At 58.8% G+C, this 14692-nt stretch carries 11 protein-coding genes and 1 pseudogene; 7 read left to right on the top strand and 5 right to left on the bottom strand.

Going from position 1 to position 14692, the window contains the following annotated elements; genetic code table 11:
- Window positions 1-233 precede the first annotated feature (233 nt).
- The 3 genes from B8P98_RS10860 to B8P98_RS10850 all read left to right on the top strand — a co-directional run bounded on the left by B8P98_RS10860 (window position 234) and on the right by B8P98_RS10850 (window position 4222).
- On the top strand, window positions 234-2354 hold the full coding sequence (locus B8P98_RS10860) for a TonB-dependent siderophore receptor (protein WP_095032976.1): 2121 nt from the start codon (window positions 234-236) through the stop codon (window positions 2352-2354).
- 179 nt (window positions 2355-2533) lie between these two features.
- Complete coding sequence (locus B8P98_RS10855; RefSeq protein ID WP_095032975.1) at window positions 2534-3385, top strand: hypothetical protein; 852 nt, start codon at window positions 2534-2536, stop codon at window positions 3383-3385.
- A gap of 12 nt (window positions 3386-3397) precedes the next feature.
- Window positions 3398-4222: a TIGR04222 domain-containing membrane protein gene (locus B8P98_RS10850; RefSeq protein WP_095032974.1), complete on the top strand. Its 825-nt coding sequence runs from the start codon at window positions 3398-3400 to the stop codon at window positions 4220-4222.
- A gap of 48 nt (window positions 4223-4270) precedes the next feature.
- Here B8P98_RS10850 and emtA read toward each other — a convergent pair whose 3' ends face one another.
- Window positions 4271-4882: a membrane-bound lytic murein transglycosylase EmtA gene (gene emtA / locus B8P98_RS10845; protein ID WP_025711041.1), complete on the bottom strand. Its 612-nt coding sequence runs from the start codon at window positions 4880-4882 to the stop codon at window positions 4271-4273.
- Window positions 4883-5057: 175 nt separating this feature from the next.
- Here emtA and ldcA point away from each other — a divergent pair, with 175 nt between their 5' ends.
- Both ldcA and B8P98_RS10835 read left to right on the top strand, forming a co-directional pair.
- Window positions 5058-5972, top strand: coding sequence for a muramoyltetrapeptide carboxypeptidase (gene ldcA / locus B8P98_RS10840; protein WP_025711042.1), 915 nt, complete (start codon window positions 5058-5060; stop codon window positions 5970-5972).
- A 92-nt stretch (window positions 5973-6064) separates the two neighbouring features.
- Window positions 6065-7732: pseudogene (locus B8P98_RS10835) on the top strand (potassium/proton antiporter); the annotation flags it as partial.
- Window positions 7733-7814: 82 nt separating this feature from the next.
- Here B8P98_RS10835 and dadX read toward each other — a convergent pair.
- The 3 genes from dadX to B8P98_RS30820 all read right to left on the bottom strand — a co-directional run bounded on the left by dadX (window position 7815) and on the right by B8P98_RS30820 (window position 10438).
- Entirely contained in the window at window positions 7815-8885 is a 1071-nt protein-coding gene (dadX, locus tag B8P98_RS10830; RefSeq protein WP_025711044.1) for a catabolic alanine racemase DadX, read from the bottom strand.
- 9 nt (window positions 8886-8894) lie between these two features.
- Window positions 8895-10193: a D-amino acid dehydrogenase gene (locus B8P98_RS10825; RefSeq protein ID WP_025711045.1), complete on the bottom strand. Its 1299-nt coding sequence runs from the start codon at window positions 10191-10193 to the stop codon at window positions 8895-8897.
- Between the two features lie 98 nt (window positions 10194-10291).
- Complete coding sequence (locus B8P98_RS30820) at window positions 10292-10438, bottom strand: hypothetical protein (RefSeq protein WP_167382652.1); 147 nt, start codon at window positions 10436-10438, stop codon at window positions 10292-10294.
- Between the two features lie 76 nt (window positions 10439-10514).
- Between B8P98_RS30820 and B8P98_RS10820 the strand changes: the two genes are divergently transcribed.
- A complete protein-coding gene (locus B8P98_RS10820) occupies window positions 10515-12047 on the top strand; it encodes a SpoVR family protein (RefSeq protein ID WP_025711046.1) in 1533 nt (510 codons plus the stop codon).
- Between the two features lie 73 nt (window positions 12048-12120).
- Here B8P98_RS10820 and fadR read toward each other — a convergent pair whose 3' ends face one another.
- Entirely contained in the window at window positions 12121-12840 is a 720-nt protein-coding gene (gene fadR / locus B8P98_RS10815; RefSeq protein ID WP_025711047.1) for a fatty acid metabolism transcriptional regulator FadR, read from the bottom strand.
- 248 nt (window positions 12841-13088) lie between these two features.
- Between fadR and nhaB the strand changes: the two genes are divergently transcribed.
- Window positions 13089-14639, top strand: a complete 1551-nt coding sequence (nhaB, locus tag B8P98_RS10810; RefSeq protein ID WP_025711048.1) for a sodium/proton antiporter NhaB — start codon at window positions 13089-13091, stop codon at window positions 14637-14639.
- The last annotated feature ends 53 nt before the right edge of the window (window positions 14640-14692 follow it).

Here is a 14692-nt window from a genome sequence, read left to right as displayed (position 1 = left end):
CCCCCTACCAAATTCGGTAGGGGGGAAGTCATCTCCCTGCTGACAGCAGCCCCGCTCTGCGGCGCGCGGGAAACACCTGTCCCACTCCATCGCCCAGGACCGTTCACCTTTTCGCTTGATCACATAAATACAAACAATAATAATTCGCATTACTTTTTAACGAATAATGACAGATTCGTTTTTCACGCGGCGGCGTACAGGAGTACCAGACCGCGTTGGTTCAGGATGATCTTATGAACGTGGCTATTTCCCGAAAACGCCCGGGGCTGCTGTACGCCCTCGTGGTCGCCCTTCCCTTCACCGCGCAAGCCGAAGAGACGGTGGTGGTCACTGCCAGCCCACCGGCGTCTGCCAGCGCGCCGACTGAAGGCTACAGCGCCAGCACTTCGCTCGGGGCGACGAAAACCGACCAGCCGTTAATCACCACCGCCCAGTCGGTGTCGGTGGTCACCCGCCAGCAGATGGCGGACCAGGGGGCGAATACCATCAGCCAGGCGCTGGAATATACCCCGGGGGTTTACTCCAGCTTCGGCGGCGGCGCGACCCGGTTCGACGCTATCTCCCTGCGCGGCTACCACGGCGGCGATGTCGATAACCTGTTCCTCGACGGCATGCGCCTGATGAGCGACGGCGGCAGCCATAACGTTGTGCAAATCGACCCATGGTTTATCGAACGCGTGGATGTGATCCGCGGCCCCTCCTCCGCGCTCTACGGGCAGAGCGTGCCGGGCGGCGTGGTCAACCTGACCTCCAAACGCCCGCAGTTCAGCCAGCAGGGCCACGTCCGTCTGACCGGCGGTACGCAAAATACCAAAGGCGCAGCCTTCGATTACACCGACGCCATCAACGAGCAGTGGGCATGGCGGCTGATCGGGATGACCCGCAGCAGCGACACGCAGTATGACCATACCCGCGAAGAGCGCTACGCGATTTCGCCTTCCCTGCTGTGGCAGCCGGACAGCGATACCTCGCTGCTGCTGCGCGCCTATCTGCAAAAAGATCCCTCCGGCGGCTACCACGGCTCTTTGCCACTGGAGGGCACTCGCTACGCCCACAATGGCCGTAAGCTCTCCCCCAGCACCAACGAAGGCGATCCGGGAGATGGCTATCAGCGGCGCCAGCAGATCTACAGCTATGAGTTTGACCACCAGTTCACCGACGTCTGGTCGGTCTATTCCGCCGGGAGCTACACCCATACCAACGTCTCCCTCGATCAGGTCTACCAGGTCGGCTGGATAGATGACAGCGACATGCTGGCCCGCGGCTACAGCGGTTCGCGCGGTTCGCTGGACGGCTGGTCAACCGATAACCGCCTGCGCGCCGATTTCAATACTGGCGACCTGGCGCATACCCTGATCCTCGGCGCCGAATATCATCGCTTCCGTAACGACCTGTGGACCGGCGCCGGCGGGGCGGCGCCGCTAAACCCGTTTAGCGGCTATACCGCGCAGACCGGCCATACCGTTACCTACAGCGATAACAATAATCGCCGCTACTACCAGACCGGGCTGTACCTGCAGGATGAGATGGCCTGGAACCGCTGGCATGTGGATGTTTCCGCACGCTACGACCGCATCGTTTCCCGGCAGGTCAGTGATACCTTAGGCACCTCAAACCGTCGTTCAGACGACCATATCAGCGGCCGCGCCTCGCTGTTGTACGCTCTGGACAACGGTCTTTCGCCCTACCTGAGCTACAGCCAGGCGATTACCCCGGCGATGCTGCCGGGCGCGGACGGCAAACCATTGAAGCCGACCACCGCCGAGCAGGTTGAAGCCGGCCTGAAGTTCCAGCCGCCGGGCAGCCGCGACCTCTATAGCATTGCGATTTACGACCTGACGCAAAAGGATGTCGCCACCCGCGACCCGAACATCGCCACCGCCACCTATATTCCGGCGGGTAAGGTCCATTCCCAGGGCGTTGAGCTGGAAGCGCACCACCAGATCACCCCGCAGCTGAGTACTATCGCCTCGTATACCTGGAATCGTCTGCGCTTTCAGGACACCAAAGACGGGACCGACAACAACACGCCGCAGCTGACCCCGGATCAAATGGCCTCCTTCTGGGCTCGCTATCAGTTCCCGGCGGGGATCTCCCTTGGCGCTGGCGTCCGCTACATCGGTAAACAGTGGGCGGATGATGCGAATACCGAACGGCTACCGTCGGTCACGCTGATGGATGCCATGATACGGGCCGACCTCGGCGTCTGGTCGCCGGGGCTGAAAGGCGCTTATGTGCAGGTTAACGCCAACAATATCGGCGATCGCGAGTATATTTCCGGCTGCTATGGCACCGGCAACTGCTACTGGGGGGCAGAGCGCAGCGTTATGGCCACCGTCGGTTACGACTTTTAACTGACCGCAGCAATATCAGCCTCCGGCCATGACGGCGGAGGCTTTCGTGAAGACTTTCCGTCTCGCTTTTATTGCTGATATTAAATTAAAGATGCCGCCCATTATTTCACTTGCCCCCCTCGAATGAGAAAGCTTACTATGCTGGCGCAAACCGGTTATAGCGCTCACAAGGAATAAAAGTGAACCCAGTCATTAGCTATATCGTTGATTTACATCCGTTATCATTTATGGGTTATCATGTATTATTCACCACTGTTATATATATTCTGGTGAATATTATTATTGCGAAGACCCGCCCGACTGAAAATACCACCGCCGTTCCGGCGCCCTATTCTATCTCCCCTTCTTTTTTAGCCTGGCTACGTAATAGCGCCACCAGCGTCATTCAGCTGGCCATGTTCCGGCTGTTAAGAAAAAACTATGTCACTCTCATCCATTCTGCGGAAAATATTCAGCTCTGCGCCAATCAGCAGTATGCAGAATGCAAAATGACCTGTGTGGAAAAAATACTGTTTGACCATTTCGCGACGCCAAAATCCAGTCACCAGGATCTCCCGCTTTCTCTGCATGTTGCTGAACGGAACCACTGGACCACCGATCCCCAGTGCAACGGGCTGCGGCTAAGTCCGACACAGCAAACGTGGAATATGATACTGGTGGTCGCGCCATCACTGGTGTTAATTGCCGCGCTCGCCTGGAAAACACTTTTTGATAATCAGGCGATGACTCACTCCAGCGTAATGAGCTGGCTGGCGATGTTTATGGTATCCGGCCTGTGGTGGCTGTGGCTGTTATGCATCACCTTAAACGCCACCCGGCTCGACCGGGAGGGGATCGCTATTAATATCCTTCACCATTATATTGATACCCTGAAAGAGACGCTTATTGCTGACGCCGATATCCTGACCGATGAAAACGCCGATTATTGCGTGGCGATTGGTTCAACCACCCTGCTTCCCGAAAGATTTGGTGAATATGTAAAAGTCATCAAACTTATTCAGTATCCCTTTTGTCTGCAACGGCTGGATTAACGAGGGGAGAGTATGTGGAATTTTCTGATGCATCTGCATCCACTGCTGTTTCTCGCCGGATTTATGTTTATCGTCCCGGGTATTTTTATTGCTATCGGAACGACGATCGTCCTGACACGGACAGCAGCTCAGCCCCAACCGCACGCGACGGAGGTCAGTCCATGGCTGCTGGCCTGGCTGACCGGAGAAGGGACCCGGGTGATCCAGCTGGCGATGTTCAGCTTACTCAGTAAAAAGTATCTGTGGATCCCGGAGGCCGGGCAGGTTTTGGCCAACGGACGCTATGCAAACGAGGAAATGAACGTCATTGAAAGACTCCTGTTTGACCATTTTGAGGAGCGAAAGCCGTGTCATGAAGATCTGCCCTGCAGCCTGAGTATTGCCAGACGTAACCTCTGGCAGGAACAGATAGCGAGCGCGGGCTTAGCCTTAAGTCCGCTGCGCCGCGGGTGTAATATGCTGGCCATCGGCATCCCTTCGATCGCCCTCGGCGTTATCGTTGTCAGTAAGACCTTTATCTGGCTCGACTTCACCGCTTACAGCATCTTCAGTTGTCTGCTCATGCCCGCGGGTTGTGTGCTATGGGGCGGGTTATGGATAGAGGCCATTAGCAAAACCATACGTCTCGATATCTGCGGCATCTCACACCATGACGCCCATGCCTGCATCGATGCGTTAAGAGAAGCGTTAGCGCTGAAAGGCGATCAGGGGGATGACGCGACAGCCATGCTCTGCGTGGCGGTAAACGGCCCAGGATCCCTTCCCGAGCGCTATCGCGACTATACCACGCTAATTGCGCCGATAAGCGATATCACCTCGCTGCGCACAGAGGATTAGGTGAGTGGGAAGCGCTCACCCCGCCAGGCCTGCGGGGTGAGCATAGGCCTACATGGCGTCCAGCGCTTTCTGTAGTTTCCAGATATAGCGCGGCGCCTGCGGTGCCGGGTGTTTTTTCACCACATGCTCGAAGAACTCATCGGCGTCGAGATCGTTAATCTCATCGATGGCGTCCTGGCGGTCCGACGAGAAGGTGCGCAGCAGCGCGCCGGCGCCGTTGGCATAGGAGACCACCACCGCGTAGCGCATCACCTGCGGGTCTTTGATCCCCGCCAGCGGACCGTTCTCCAGAATGCTCAGATAGGCGGCCCCCATCGAGATATTGCGTTCCGGGTTTTTCAGCTCGCTGACCGACGGTTCGCCGCGCCAGCCCATCCGCCGATAGACATCGCGTCCGGAGGTCGACGGCTTGAGCTGCATCAGTCCGACGGCGCCGGATTTACTCACCACCACAGGATTACCGCCCGACTCAATGGCGATGATCGCCGTGATCAACTGCGGGTCTACACCCCAGGCGGCGCCAGCTTTTTCACTGATCGGCATCCACTGCATCGCCCGCTTCACCGGGACTTCAGGGTTCCACGGCGGATTGGTGTAATCATGTTTCGAACTACAACCGGCCAGAAAAACGACTAAAATAAGCAACCATCTCAATTTCACACATCTATCCTTATCTACCCAAACGCCATCATGCTGCAGATCGACGGCAGCGGTACGTCCCCCGCCTGCCGACAACCTGAAGGATGACGGGTGCGGACTGAAGTTAGCCACCTGGAGATGACAATCGCCATTCCAGGCGGCATCATAACCCTTTCATTCATAGCAAGGAATTATCATGTCTCAGTTTTATCTGGTCGCGCCATCGGGTTATTGCATCAACCAGCAGGCGGCAGCCCGCGGCGTCGAGCGTCTGCAGCAGGCCGGACACGAGGTGGCCCACCAGCAGGTCATCCCCCGCCGACAGCAGCGTTTCGCCGGGACTGAACATGAACGCCTGTCCGATATTAACCAGCTTGCCCAGCTGCCCGGGCGCAACCGTATCGTCCTCGCGGTGCGCGGCGGCTACGGCGCCAGCCGTCTGCTGCCGCATATCGACTGGCAGGCGCTGGTTGCCCGCCAGCAGCGCGATCCACTGCTGATTTGCGGCCATAGCGATTTCACCGCCATCCAGTCGGGCCTGCTGGCTGCGGGCAACGTTATCACCTTCAGCGGGCCAATGCTTGCCGGCAACTTCGGCGCGGAGACCCTCGATCCGTTTACCGAACACCATTTCTGGCAGGCGCTGCACCAGCCGGAATTCACCCTCGAATGGCCGGGTGAAGGGCCGAACTGCCGGGTGGAAGGCACCCTGTGGGGCGGAAATCTGGCGATGTTGACCTCGCTTATCGGCACGCCGTGGCTGCCGGCGATCCGCGACGGTATCCTGGTGGTGGAGGATATCAACGAGCACCCGTTCCGCGTCGAGCGCATGCTGCTTCAGCTGTTGCACAGCGGTGTGCTGGCGGCGCAGAAAGCAGTGATCTTCGGCAGCTTCACCGGCAGCGCGCCAAACGACTATGACGCGGGATACGATTTGCCGCAGGTCTTTGATTACCTGCGCCAGCAGCTCTCCCTGCCGCTGATTAGCGGACTGGAGTTTGGCCACGAGCCGCGCACGGTGACCCTGCCGCTGGGCGCCCACGCGCGGCTGGCGAATCAGGCGGCAGCCACCACCCTGACGATCGGCGGTCACCCGGTACTGGAAGAATAAATTTCCCGGACGCATAGGCGGATCCCCTGCGAATTGTTAAAATAGTGTCACTTTTAGCCATTTTTTCACGCCAGTCAGGGAGTACGTGAACATTGGACGCCGCTGCGGTCATTAGTCTGTTTATTCTGGGTTCTGTTTTAGTAACCTGCAGTATCTTATTGAGCTCCTTTTCTTCGCGCCTTGGCATCCCGATTCTGGTCATCTTTCTGGCCATCGGGATGCTGGCAGGCATTGACGGCATCGGTGGCATCCCTTTCGACAACTACCCCTTCGCCTATATGGTGAGTAACCTGGCGCTGGCGGTCATCCTGCTCGACGGCGGGATGCGCACCCAGGCCAGCTCCTTTCGCGTCGCACTGTGGCCCGCGCTGTCGCTGGCGACGGTCGGGGTACTGATCACCTCGGCGCTGACCGGGATGATGGCGGCCTGGCTGTTCAAGCTGGATCTGATCGAAGGCCTGCTGATCGGCGCCATTGTCGGCTCCACCGACGCCGCGGCGGTCTTCTCGCTGCTCGGCGGCAAGGGGCTCAACGAGCGCGTTGGCTCAACGCTGGAGATCGAGTCAGGCAGTAACGACCCGATGGCGGTCTTCCTGACCATCACCCTTATCGAAATGATCCAGCAGCACCAGACCGGCCTCAGCTGGATGTTTGCGGTGCATATCATTCAGCAGTTCGGCCTTGGGATCGCCATCGGCCTCGGCGGCGGCTACCTGCTGCTGCAAATGATTAACCGCATCGTGCTGCCCGCCGGGCTCTATCCACTGCTGGCGCTGAGCGGCGGGATCATGATTTTTGCCGTCACCACCACCCTCGACGGCAGCGGTATCCTCGCCGTCTATCTGTGCGGTTTTCTGCTGGGCAACCGGCCGATCCGCAACCGACACGGCATCCTGCAGAACTTTGACGGCCTGGCGTGGCTGGCGCAGATCGCCATGTTCCTGGTGCTGGGCCTGCTGGTGACGCCATCCGACCTGCTGCCGATCGCCATCCCGGCGCTGCTGTTGTCGATGTGGATGATATTCATTGCCCGGCCGCTGTCGGTGTTTGCCGGTCTGCTGCCGTTTCGCGGCTTTAACCTGCGCGAGCGGGTGTTTATCAGCTGGGTCGGCCTGCGCGGCGCGGTGCCCATTATCCTCGCGGTATTCCCGATGATGGCCGGGCTGGACAACGCCCGTCTGTTCTTCAATGTCGCCTTCTTCGTGGTGCTGGTGTCGCTGCTGCTGCAGGGCACTTCGCTGTCGTGGGCGGCGAAAAAAGCCAAAGTGGTGGTGCCGCCGATCAGCTGGCCCATCTCCCGCGTTGGGCTGGATATACACCCGGAAAACCCGTGGGAGCAGTTTGTCTATCAGCTGGGAGCCGATAAATGGTGCATCGGCGCGGCGCTGCGCGATCTGCATATGCCGCCGGAGACGCGGATTGCCGCGCTGTTTCGCAACAATGCCCTGCTGCACCCCACCGGCAGCACCCGCCTGCGGGAAGGCGATATCCTGTGCGTCATCGGCCGGGAGCATGACCTGCCGGCGCTGGGTAAAATGTTCAGCCAGTCGCCGCCGGTGGCGCTCGACCAGCGCTTTTTCGGCGACTTTATTCTTGATGCCGAGGCCCGCTTCGCCGATGTGGCGCAAATCTACGGTCTCGACGGCGGAGAGGAGTTCCGCGAGCATCAGCAGTCGCTCGGGGAAGTGGTGCAACAGTTACTGGGCGCCGCGCCGGTGGTGGGCGATCAGGTGGAGTTCGCCGGGATGGTGTGGACGGTGGCGGAGAAAGAGAACGATCACGTGCTGAAGGTCGGGGTGCGGGTCGCGGAAGACGAGGCGGAGTGATCCGCCCCGGAATACGTTACAGGGTCACAACCGGCACCCGCGGTGCCAGGGCGCACATCAGCTCATAGCCGACGGTGCCGCTGCTGGCCGCCACGTCGTCGATTTTAATCTCTTTGCCCCACAGCTCAACCGGCGCGCCGATCCCGGCCTGCGGACAGGGCGTTAAATCGACCGCCAGCATATCCATCGACACACGTCCCACGGTGGTGGTGCGTACGCCGTCCACCAGCACCGGCGTGCCGCTCGGCGCCACCCGCGGATAGCCATCGGCATAGCCGCAGGCAACGATACCAATCCGCTGCTCCTGGGTGGTGCGGTACAGGCCGCCATAGCCAATCGCCTCGCCGGCGCGCAGATTCTGCACGCCGATGATTTCGCTGCGCAGCGTCATCACCGGCTTCAGCCCGGTGTTCGCGATGTCCTGCCACTGCCCGGAAGGCGACGCGCCATACAGCACGATGCCCGGACGCACCCAGTCAAAATGCGCTTCCGGATGCCAGAGGGTCGCCGCCGAGTTGGCCAGCGAGCGCGGGCACTCCAGCCCCTCCGCCGCCTGTTCGATACGGCGCATCGGCTCGACAATGCCCTGCGGGTTCTCCGCCTCCGCGAAGTGCGACATCAGCGTCATCTCGCCGACGTTACTTATCGCCCGCAGCTGCTGCCAGACGGTGTGCACCCGCTCAGGCATAAAGCCCAGCCGGTTCATGCCGCTGTTCACCTTGAGATAGATATCCAGCGGCGCGCGCAGCTTCGCCTGCTGCAGAGCCTTAATTTGCCAGTTGCTGTGGACGCTGGTGGTTAAACGATATTGATCCAGCACCGCCAGCTCATCGGCATGGAAGAAACCCTCCAGCAGCAGGATCGGGCCTTTCCAGCCCTGCTCGCGCAGCAGGATCGCCTCTTCCAGATTGAGCAAGGCGAAACCATCCGCCGCGCTTAACGCACTCCATACCCGCGCCACGCCATGGCCATAGGCATTGGCTTTGACCACTGCCCACAGGCGCGACCCGGGGGCCGCGCGACGCACTATCTGTAAATTCTGCCGCAAGGCCAGCAGGTCGATGCTGGCCACTACCGGACGGGTCATGCAAGCTCCTTAGTTGTGTGCGCCGTGCAGGTGCTGCGGGCGCGCCGGGGTAAAACCGGGGCGGTAACGGGCAACCGCCAGATCGTCGTAAGGGATCGCCGGCGTGCGCCCGGAGATCAGATCGCTGATAAGCTGCCCGGAACCGCAGGCCATGGTCCAGCCGAGGGTGCCGTGGCCGGTGTTGAGCCACAGGTTTTTAAACGCCGTGCGCCCAACTACCGGGGTACCGTCCGGCGTCATCGGCCGCAGGCCGGTCCAGAACGTCGCCTGCTCCACGTGGCCGCCGCGCGGGAACAGGTCGCGCACCACCATCTCCAGGGTTTCGCGACGCGGCTGCAGCAGCGCTTTGTTAAAACCGACGATCTCGGCCATACCGCCGACGCGAATGCGCTGATCGAAGCGGGTAATGGCGATTTTGTAAGTCTCATCAAGGATAGTTGAAACTGGCGCACCGTCCTCCTGAGCGATCGGAATGGTCAATGAGTAGCCTTTCAGCGGGTAGACGGGAATATCCACCAGCCCCTTGAGCATCGCGGTTGAGTAGGAGCCAAAAGCCATCACATAGGCGTCGCCCTTGATAATCTCATCGCCGCATTTCACCCCGGCGATGCGATCGCCCTCCTGCAGCAGGGCGTCCACTGCGGTGTTGAAGCGGAAGGTCACGCCGGCCTGTTCCGCCATCGCCGCCAGCCGGGTGGTAAACAGCTGGCAGTCGCCGGTTTCATCATTGGGCAGGCGCAGGCCGCCGGTCAGTTTGTGGCTGACTTCCGCCAGCGCCGGCTCCACTCCCGCCAGCCGCTTCGCTTCCAGCAGCTGATACGGCACGCCGGCATCTTCCAGCACCGCGATATCGCGGGTGGCGTTTTCATACTGTTTGGCGGTCCGGAACAGCTGCAGCGTCCCGCCCTGACGGCCTTCATACTGAATGCCGGTGGTGTCACGCAGCGCCTTCAGGCAGTCGCGGCTGTACTCCGCCAGGCGCACCATCCGGCCTTTATTCTCCATATAGTGGCGGGTGTCGCAGTTGCGCAGCATCTGCCACATCCACTTCAGCTGGAACGAGGTGCCGTCAAGGCCGATCGCCAGCGGCGCATGGCGCTGAAACATCCATTTGATCGCCTTCAGCGGCACCCCCGGCGCCGCCCAGGGCGCCGCATAGCCGGGGGAGATCTGCCCGGCGTTGGCCGCGCTGGTCTCCTCTGCCGGACCGGGCTGACGGTCGATGACCGTCACTTCATGACCCGCCTGACTCAAATACCACGCGCTGGCTACCCCAACCACCCCACTTCCCAGTATGACGACACGCATAGCGACTCCGTAACAGTTAAAGAACAATCATCTAATTACAAATTGATAACTCAGTTGAAAATATTATTCAACATACGCTTTATTTATGGTGACTTAACTCACAGCAAACCGCACCACACCTGCGCTGTGAGATTTACGATCTCATGCTGCGCTTTATTTTTACCCAGCATTAAATTCTGTAAATAAGCGAAAAATACGGCTTTGAGATGGGGAAATCGCGAAGAAAAGAGATTGGCAGATAACACAGTTTGCTGTGCCGTGTTCTATGCTTGTTTAGAGGTTTTCCGTTCAGAGAAAACCAACAACAACGAGGGCGCGCTAATGGCTACGATTGACTCCATGAACAGGGACACCACCCGTTTAAGCGATGGACCCGACTGGACGTTCGAGTTACTGGAGACCTACCTGGCCGAAGTGGACCGGGTCGCCAAGCTCTATCGTCTTGATACCTACCCGCACCAGATCGAAGTCATTACTTCCGAGCAGATGATGGACGCCTACTCCAGCGTCGGCATGCCCATCAACTATCCGCACTGGTCGTTCGGCAAAAAATTTATTGAGACCGAACAGGCCTACAAGCACGGCCAACAGGGTCTGGCGTATGAGATAGTCATCAACTCCAACCCCTGTATCGCCTACCTGATGGAAGAAAATACCATCACCATGCAGGCGCTGGTGATGGCCCATGCCTGCTACGGGCATAACTCGTTCTTTAAAAATAACTATCTGTTTCGCAGCTGGACCGACGCCAGCTCGATCATCGACTACCTGATCTTCGCCCGCAAATACATTACCGAGTGCGAAGAGCGCTATGGCGTCGACGAAGTGGAGAAACTGCTCGACTCCTGCCACGCGCTGATGAACTACGGCGTCGACCGCTATAAACGTCCGCAAAAAATCTCTCTGCAGGAGGAGAAAGCGCGGCAAAAAAGCCGGGAAGAGTATCTGCAGAGCCAGGTGAATATGCTGTGGCGCACCCTGCCGAAGCGGGAAGAGGAGAAGGCGATTGAAGCCGCCCGCCGCTATCCTTCCGAACCGCAGGAGAACCTGCTGTACTTTATGGAGAAGAATGCTCCGCTGCTCGAATCGTGGCAGCGCGAGATCCTGCGCATCGTGCGCAAAGTCAGCCAGTATTTCTACCCGCAGAAACAGACCCAGGTAATGAACGAGGGGTGGGCGACCTTCTGGCACTACACCATCCTCAATCATCTCTACGATGAAGGGAAAGTGACCGAGCGGTTTATGCTGGAGTTTCTCCACAGTCACACTAACGTGGTGTTCCAGCCGCCGTACAACAGCCCGTGGTACAGCGGGATAAACCCCTACGCGCTGGGCTTCGCCATGTTCCAGGACATCAAGCGCATCTGCCAGTCGCCCACGGAAGAGGACAAGTACTGGTTCCCGGATATTGCCGGTTCTGACTGGCTGGAAACGCTGCATTTCGCGATGCGTGATTTCAAGGATGAGAGCTTTATCAGCCAGTTCCTGTCGCCGAAGATCATGCGCGATTTCCGCTTCTTCACCGTGCTCGATGACGATCACAACAATTACCTCGAGATCTCGGCGATACACAACGAAGAGGGCTATCGCGAGATCCGCAACAAGCTCTCGGCGCAGTATAACCTCAGCAATCTTGAGCCAAATATCCAGGTGTGGAACGTTGACCTGCGCGGCGACCGCTCGCTGACCTTGCGCTATGTGCCGCACAACCGCGTCCCGCTCGATAAAGGCCGGCGCGAAGTGCTGAAGCATGTGCATCGTCTGTGGGGGTTCGATGTGCTGCTGGAGCAGCAGAACGCGGACGGCAGCATTGAGCTGTTGGACCGCTGCCCGGCGCGACCGAACGCGCTATAGCATTGCGGGCGATTAAAATAACCAAGGGGGCCATCGGCCCCCTTGTTCTGTTTAGCGATCGCGAATAGCCGGCTTAACGCATATTCATGGCTAAATCGCCGGGCAGCGATTTCTGCATCCGGTGCCAGATCTCGCCGCTGTCGTGACCATAGCGACGAACCAGCTCATACACCTGATCGTGCAGGCCGGCTTCACATACCTTCGCCAGCTGGTGGTAAAAGCCGAGTGCCAGGCTGCGGGCTTCCGGGCTGGAGAAATAGTGGCGGCCGATGCGGGTATACAGCCCCTTCATGCCATTAAGGATCAGGCCGTAAATCGGGTTGCCGGAGGCGAACGCCAGACCGCGGAAAATGTTGTAATCGAGGTCGGCAAAGGCGTCGGCGTGATCTTCCACTTCCCGGGCGCTGTCCAGTACCGCCAGCGCTTTATCCGGATGCTGACGAAATGCGGTGCGGATAAAAATCGTGGAAATGTTGGTGCGCACAGAGAGCAGATTATCAATCAGCTGCGGCACGCTGTCGTGATCGAGGCGCGCCAGGGTTTCGAGGATATTCAGCCCGGAGGTTTCCCAGAAGTTGTTCACTTTGGTGGGTTTACCATGCTGAATGGTCAGCCAGCCGTCACGGGCCAGGCGCTGCAGCACTTCGCGCAGGGTGGTGCGGGTGACACCGATCAGCTCAGAAAGCTCGCGTTCAGCGGGGAGAATCGATCCAGGAGGGAAGCGGTTATTCCAGATACTCTCAATGATGTACTCTTCCGCGAAACCCGCAGGGCTCTGCGCCTTAATGACCATAGTAAGATTTCCATTACACAGCGTTACAATTGTACTCATCATACCAGAGCCGTTATAGGGCAGATAGCATGGCAAGTGAATTAAAAAGGGATCGCCGTTTCATTTTCCGCTTTTACTTTTGCTTTGCGCTTTTCCTTATCCCCACTCGCCGCTACGCGAAGAAAGTTGCTTCTCATTTTACTCAACTGGTACTCTTGCCAATAGTTACGCACAAAATCATGCACTAATTGACCGGGAAGGATTCTGTCGTGGAAATTTCTTATGGCCGCGCGCTGTGGCGCAATTTTCTTGGCCAGTCGCCGGACTGGTATAAGCTGGCATTAATCATTTTCTTAATCATAAACCCGCTGGTGTTTGCCGTGGCGCCCTTTGTCGCCGGCTGGCTGCTGGTGGTTGAGTTTATTTTTACCCTGGCCATGGCGCTGAAGTGCTACCCGCTGCTGCCGGGCGGCCTGCTGGCGCTGGAAGCGGTGCTGATCGGTATGACCAGCCCGGACCACGTGCGGGCGGAGATCGCCAACAACCTGGAAGTTCTGCTCCTGCTGATGTTCATGGTGGCGGGCATCTACTTTATGAAACAGCTGCTGCTGTTCGTGTTTACGCGCCTGCTGCTGGGGATCCGCAGTAAAATGCTGCTGTCGCTGGCCTTCTGCCTGGCGGCGGCCTTCCTCTCAGCCTTTCTCGATGCGCTGACGGTAGTCGCAGTGGTGATTAGCGTCGCCGTCGGTTTCTACGGCATCTATCACCGCGTCGCCTCGGCTCGCCCTGATGATAACGATCTGCTGGATGATAGCCATATCGACCAGCACTACCGGGAAGTGCTGGAGCAGTTCCGCGGCTTTCTGCGCAGCCTGATGATGCACGCCGGCGTCGGGACCGCGCTCGGCGGGGTCATGACCATGGTCGGCGAGCCGCAAAACCTGATTATCGCCAAAGCCGCAGGCTGGCATTTTGGCGAGTTCTTTATACGTATGTCGCCCGTGACTCTGCCGGTGCTGGTCTGCGGCCTCCTCACCTGTTTGCTGGTCGAAAAGTATCATCTGTTCGGCTACGGCGAACCGCTGCCGCCGGCGGTGAGGAAAGTGCTGCAGGACTTTGACCATCGCAGCCGCGCGCAGCGTAGCCGTCAGGAGCGTCTGCGACTGGTCGCTCAGGCGGTAATTGGCGTCTGGCTGATCCTCGCCCTCGCCTTTCATCTGGCCGAAGTTGGGCTGATTGGCCTGTCGGTAATCATCCTCGCCACCACTTTTAGCGGGGTGACCGATGAGCACGCCATTGGCAAGGCGTTCACCGAGGCGTTGCCCTTTACCGCGCTGCTGACGGTTTTCTTCTCCATTGTGGCGGTTATCATCGACCAGCAGCTGTTCACCCCGGTCATTGAGTTTGTGCTGCAGGCCTCGCCGCACGCGCAGCTGTCGCTGTTTTATCTGTTCAACGGCCTGCTGTCGTCCATTTCGGATAACGTTTTTGTCGGCACAGTCTATATTAACGAAGCGAAAGCGGCCCTCGAACACGGCGCTATCAGCCTGCCGCAGTTTGAGATGCTGGCGGTGGCAATCAATACCGGCACCAACCTGCCGTCAGTGGCCACCCCAAATGGTCAGGCGGCATTCCTGTTCCTGCTGACCTCCGCGCTGGCGCCGCTTATCCGACTCTCCTATGGCCGCATGGTGTGGATGGCCCTGCCCTACACCATCGTACTCACGCTGGTCGGCCTGCTGTGCGTCGAGTTCACCTTGATGCCGGTCACCAACTGGCTGCTGGCGCACGGCTGGGTGACCACGCCCGTGCTGCCCTGACCCGATCCTGGCCCGGATCCATCCGGGCCATTCAATAATCCGTTACGTAATAT

This window comes from Klebsiella quasivariicola (assembly GCF_002269255.1).
Taxonomy (GTDB): domain Bacteria; phylum Pseudomonadota; class Gammaproteobacteria; order Enterobacterales; family Enterobacteriaceae; genus Klebsiella; species Klebsiella quasivariicola.
The sequence above is the reverse complement of the archived record's forward strand: the minus strand, read 5'-3'. Positions and strand labels throughout refer to the sequence as shown.

What these genes read in the sequence shown, in the direction of transcription:
- ldcA (WP_025711042.1), top strand. Translation starts at nt 5,058, where the DNA reads ATGTCTCAGTTTTATCTGGTCGCGCCATCGGGTTATTGCATCAACCAG.
- B8P98_RS10825 (WP_025711045.1), bottom strand. Translation starts at nt 10,193, where the DNA reads ATGCGTGTCGTCATACTGGGAAGTGGGGTGGTTGGGGTAGCCAGCGCG.
- B8P98_RS10860 (WP_095032976.1), top strand. Translation starts at nt 234, where the DNA reads ATGAACGTGGCTATTTCCCGAAAACGCCCGGGGCTGCTGTACGCCCTC.
- dadX (WP_025711044.1), bottom strand. Translation starts at nt 8,885, where the DNA reads ATGACCCGTCCGGTAGTGGCCAGCATCGACCTGCTGGCCTTGCGGCAG.
- fadR (WP_025711047.1), bottom strand. Translation starts at nt 12,840, where the DNA reads ATGGTCATTAAGGCGCAGAGCCCTGCGGGTTTCGCGGAAGAGTACATC.
- B8P98_RS10850 (WP_095032974.1), top strand. Translation starts at nt 3,398, where the DNA reads ATGTGGAATTTTCTGATGCATCTGCATCCACTGCTGTTTCTCGCCGGA.
- B8P98_RS10820 (WP_025711046.1), top strand. Translation starts at nt 10,515, where the DNA reads ATGGCTACGATTGACTCCATGAACAGGGACACCACCCGTTTAAGCGAT.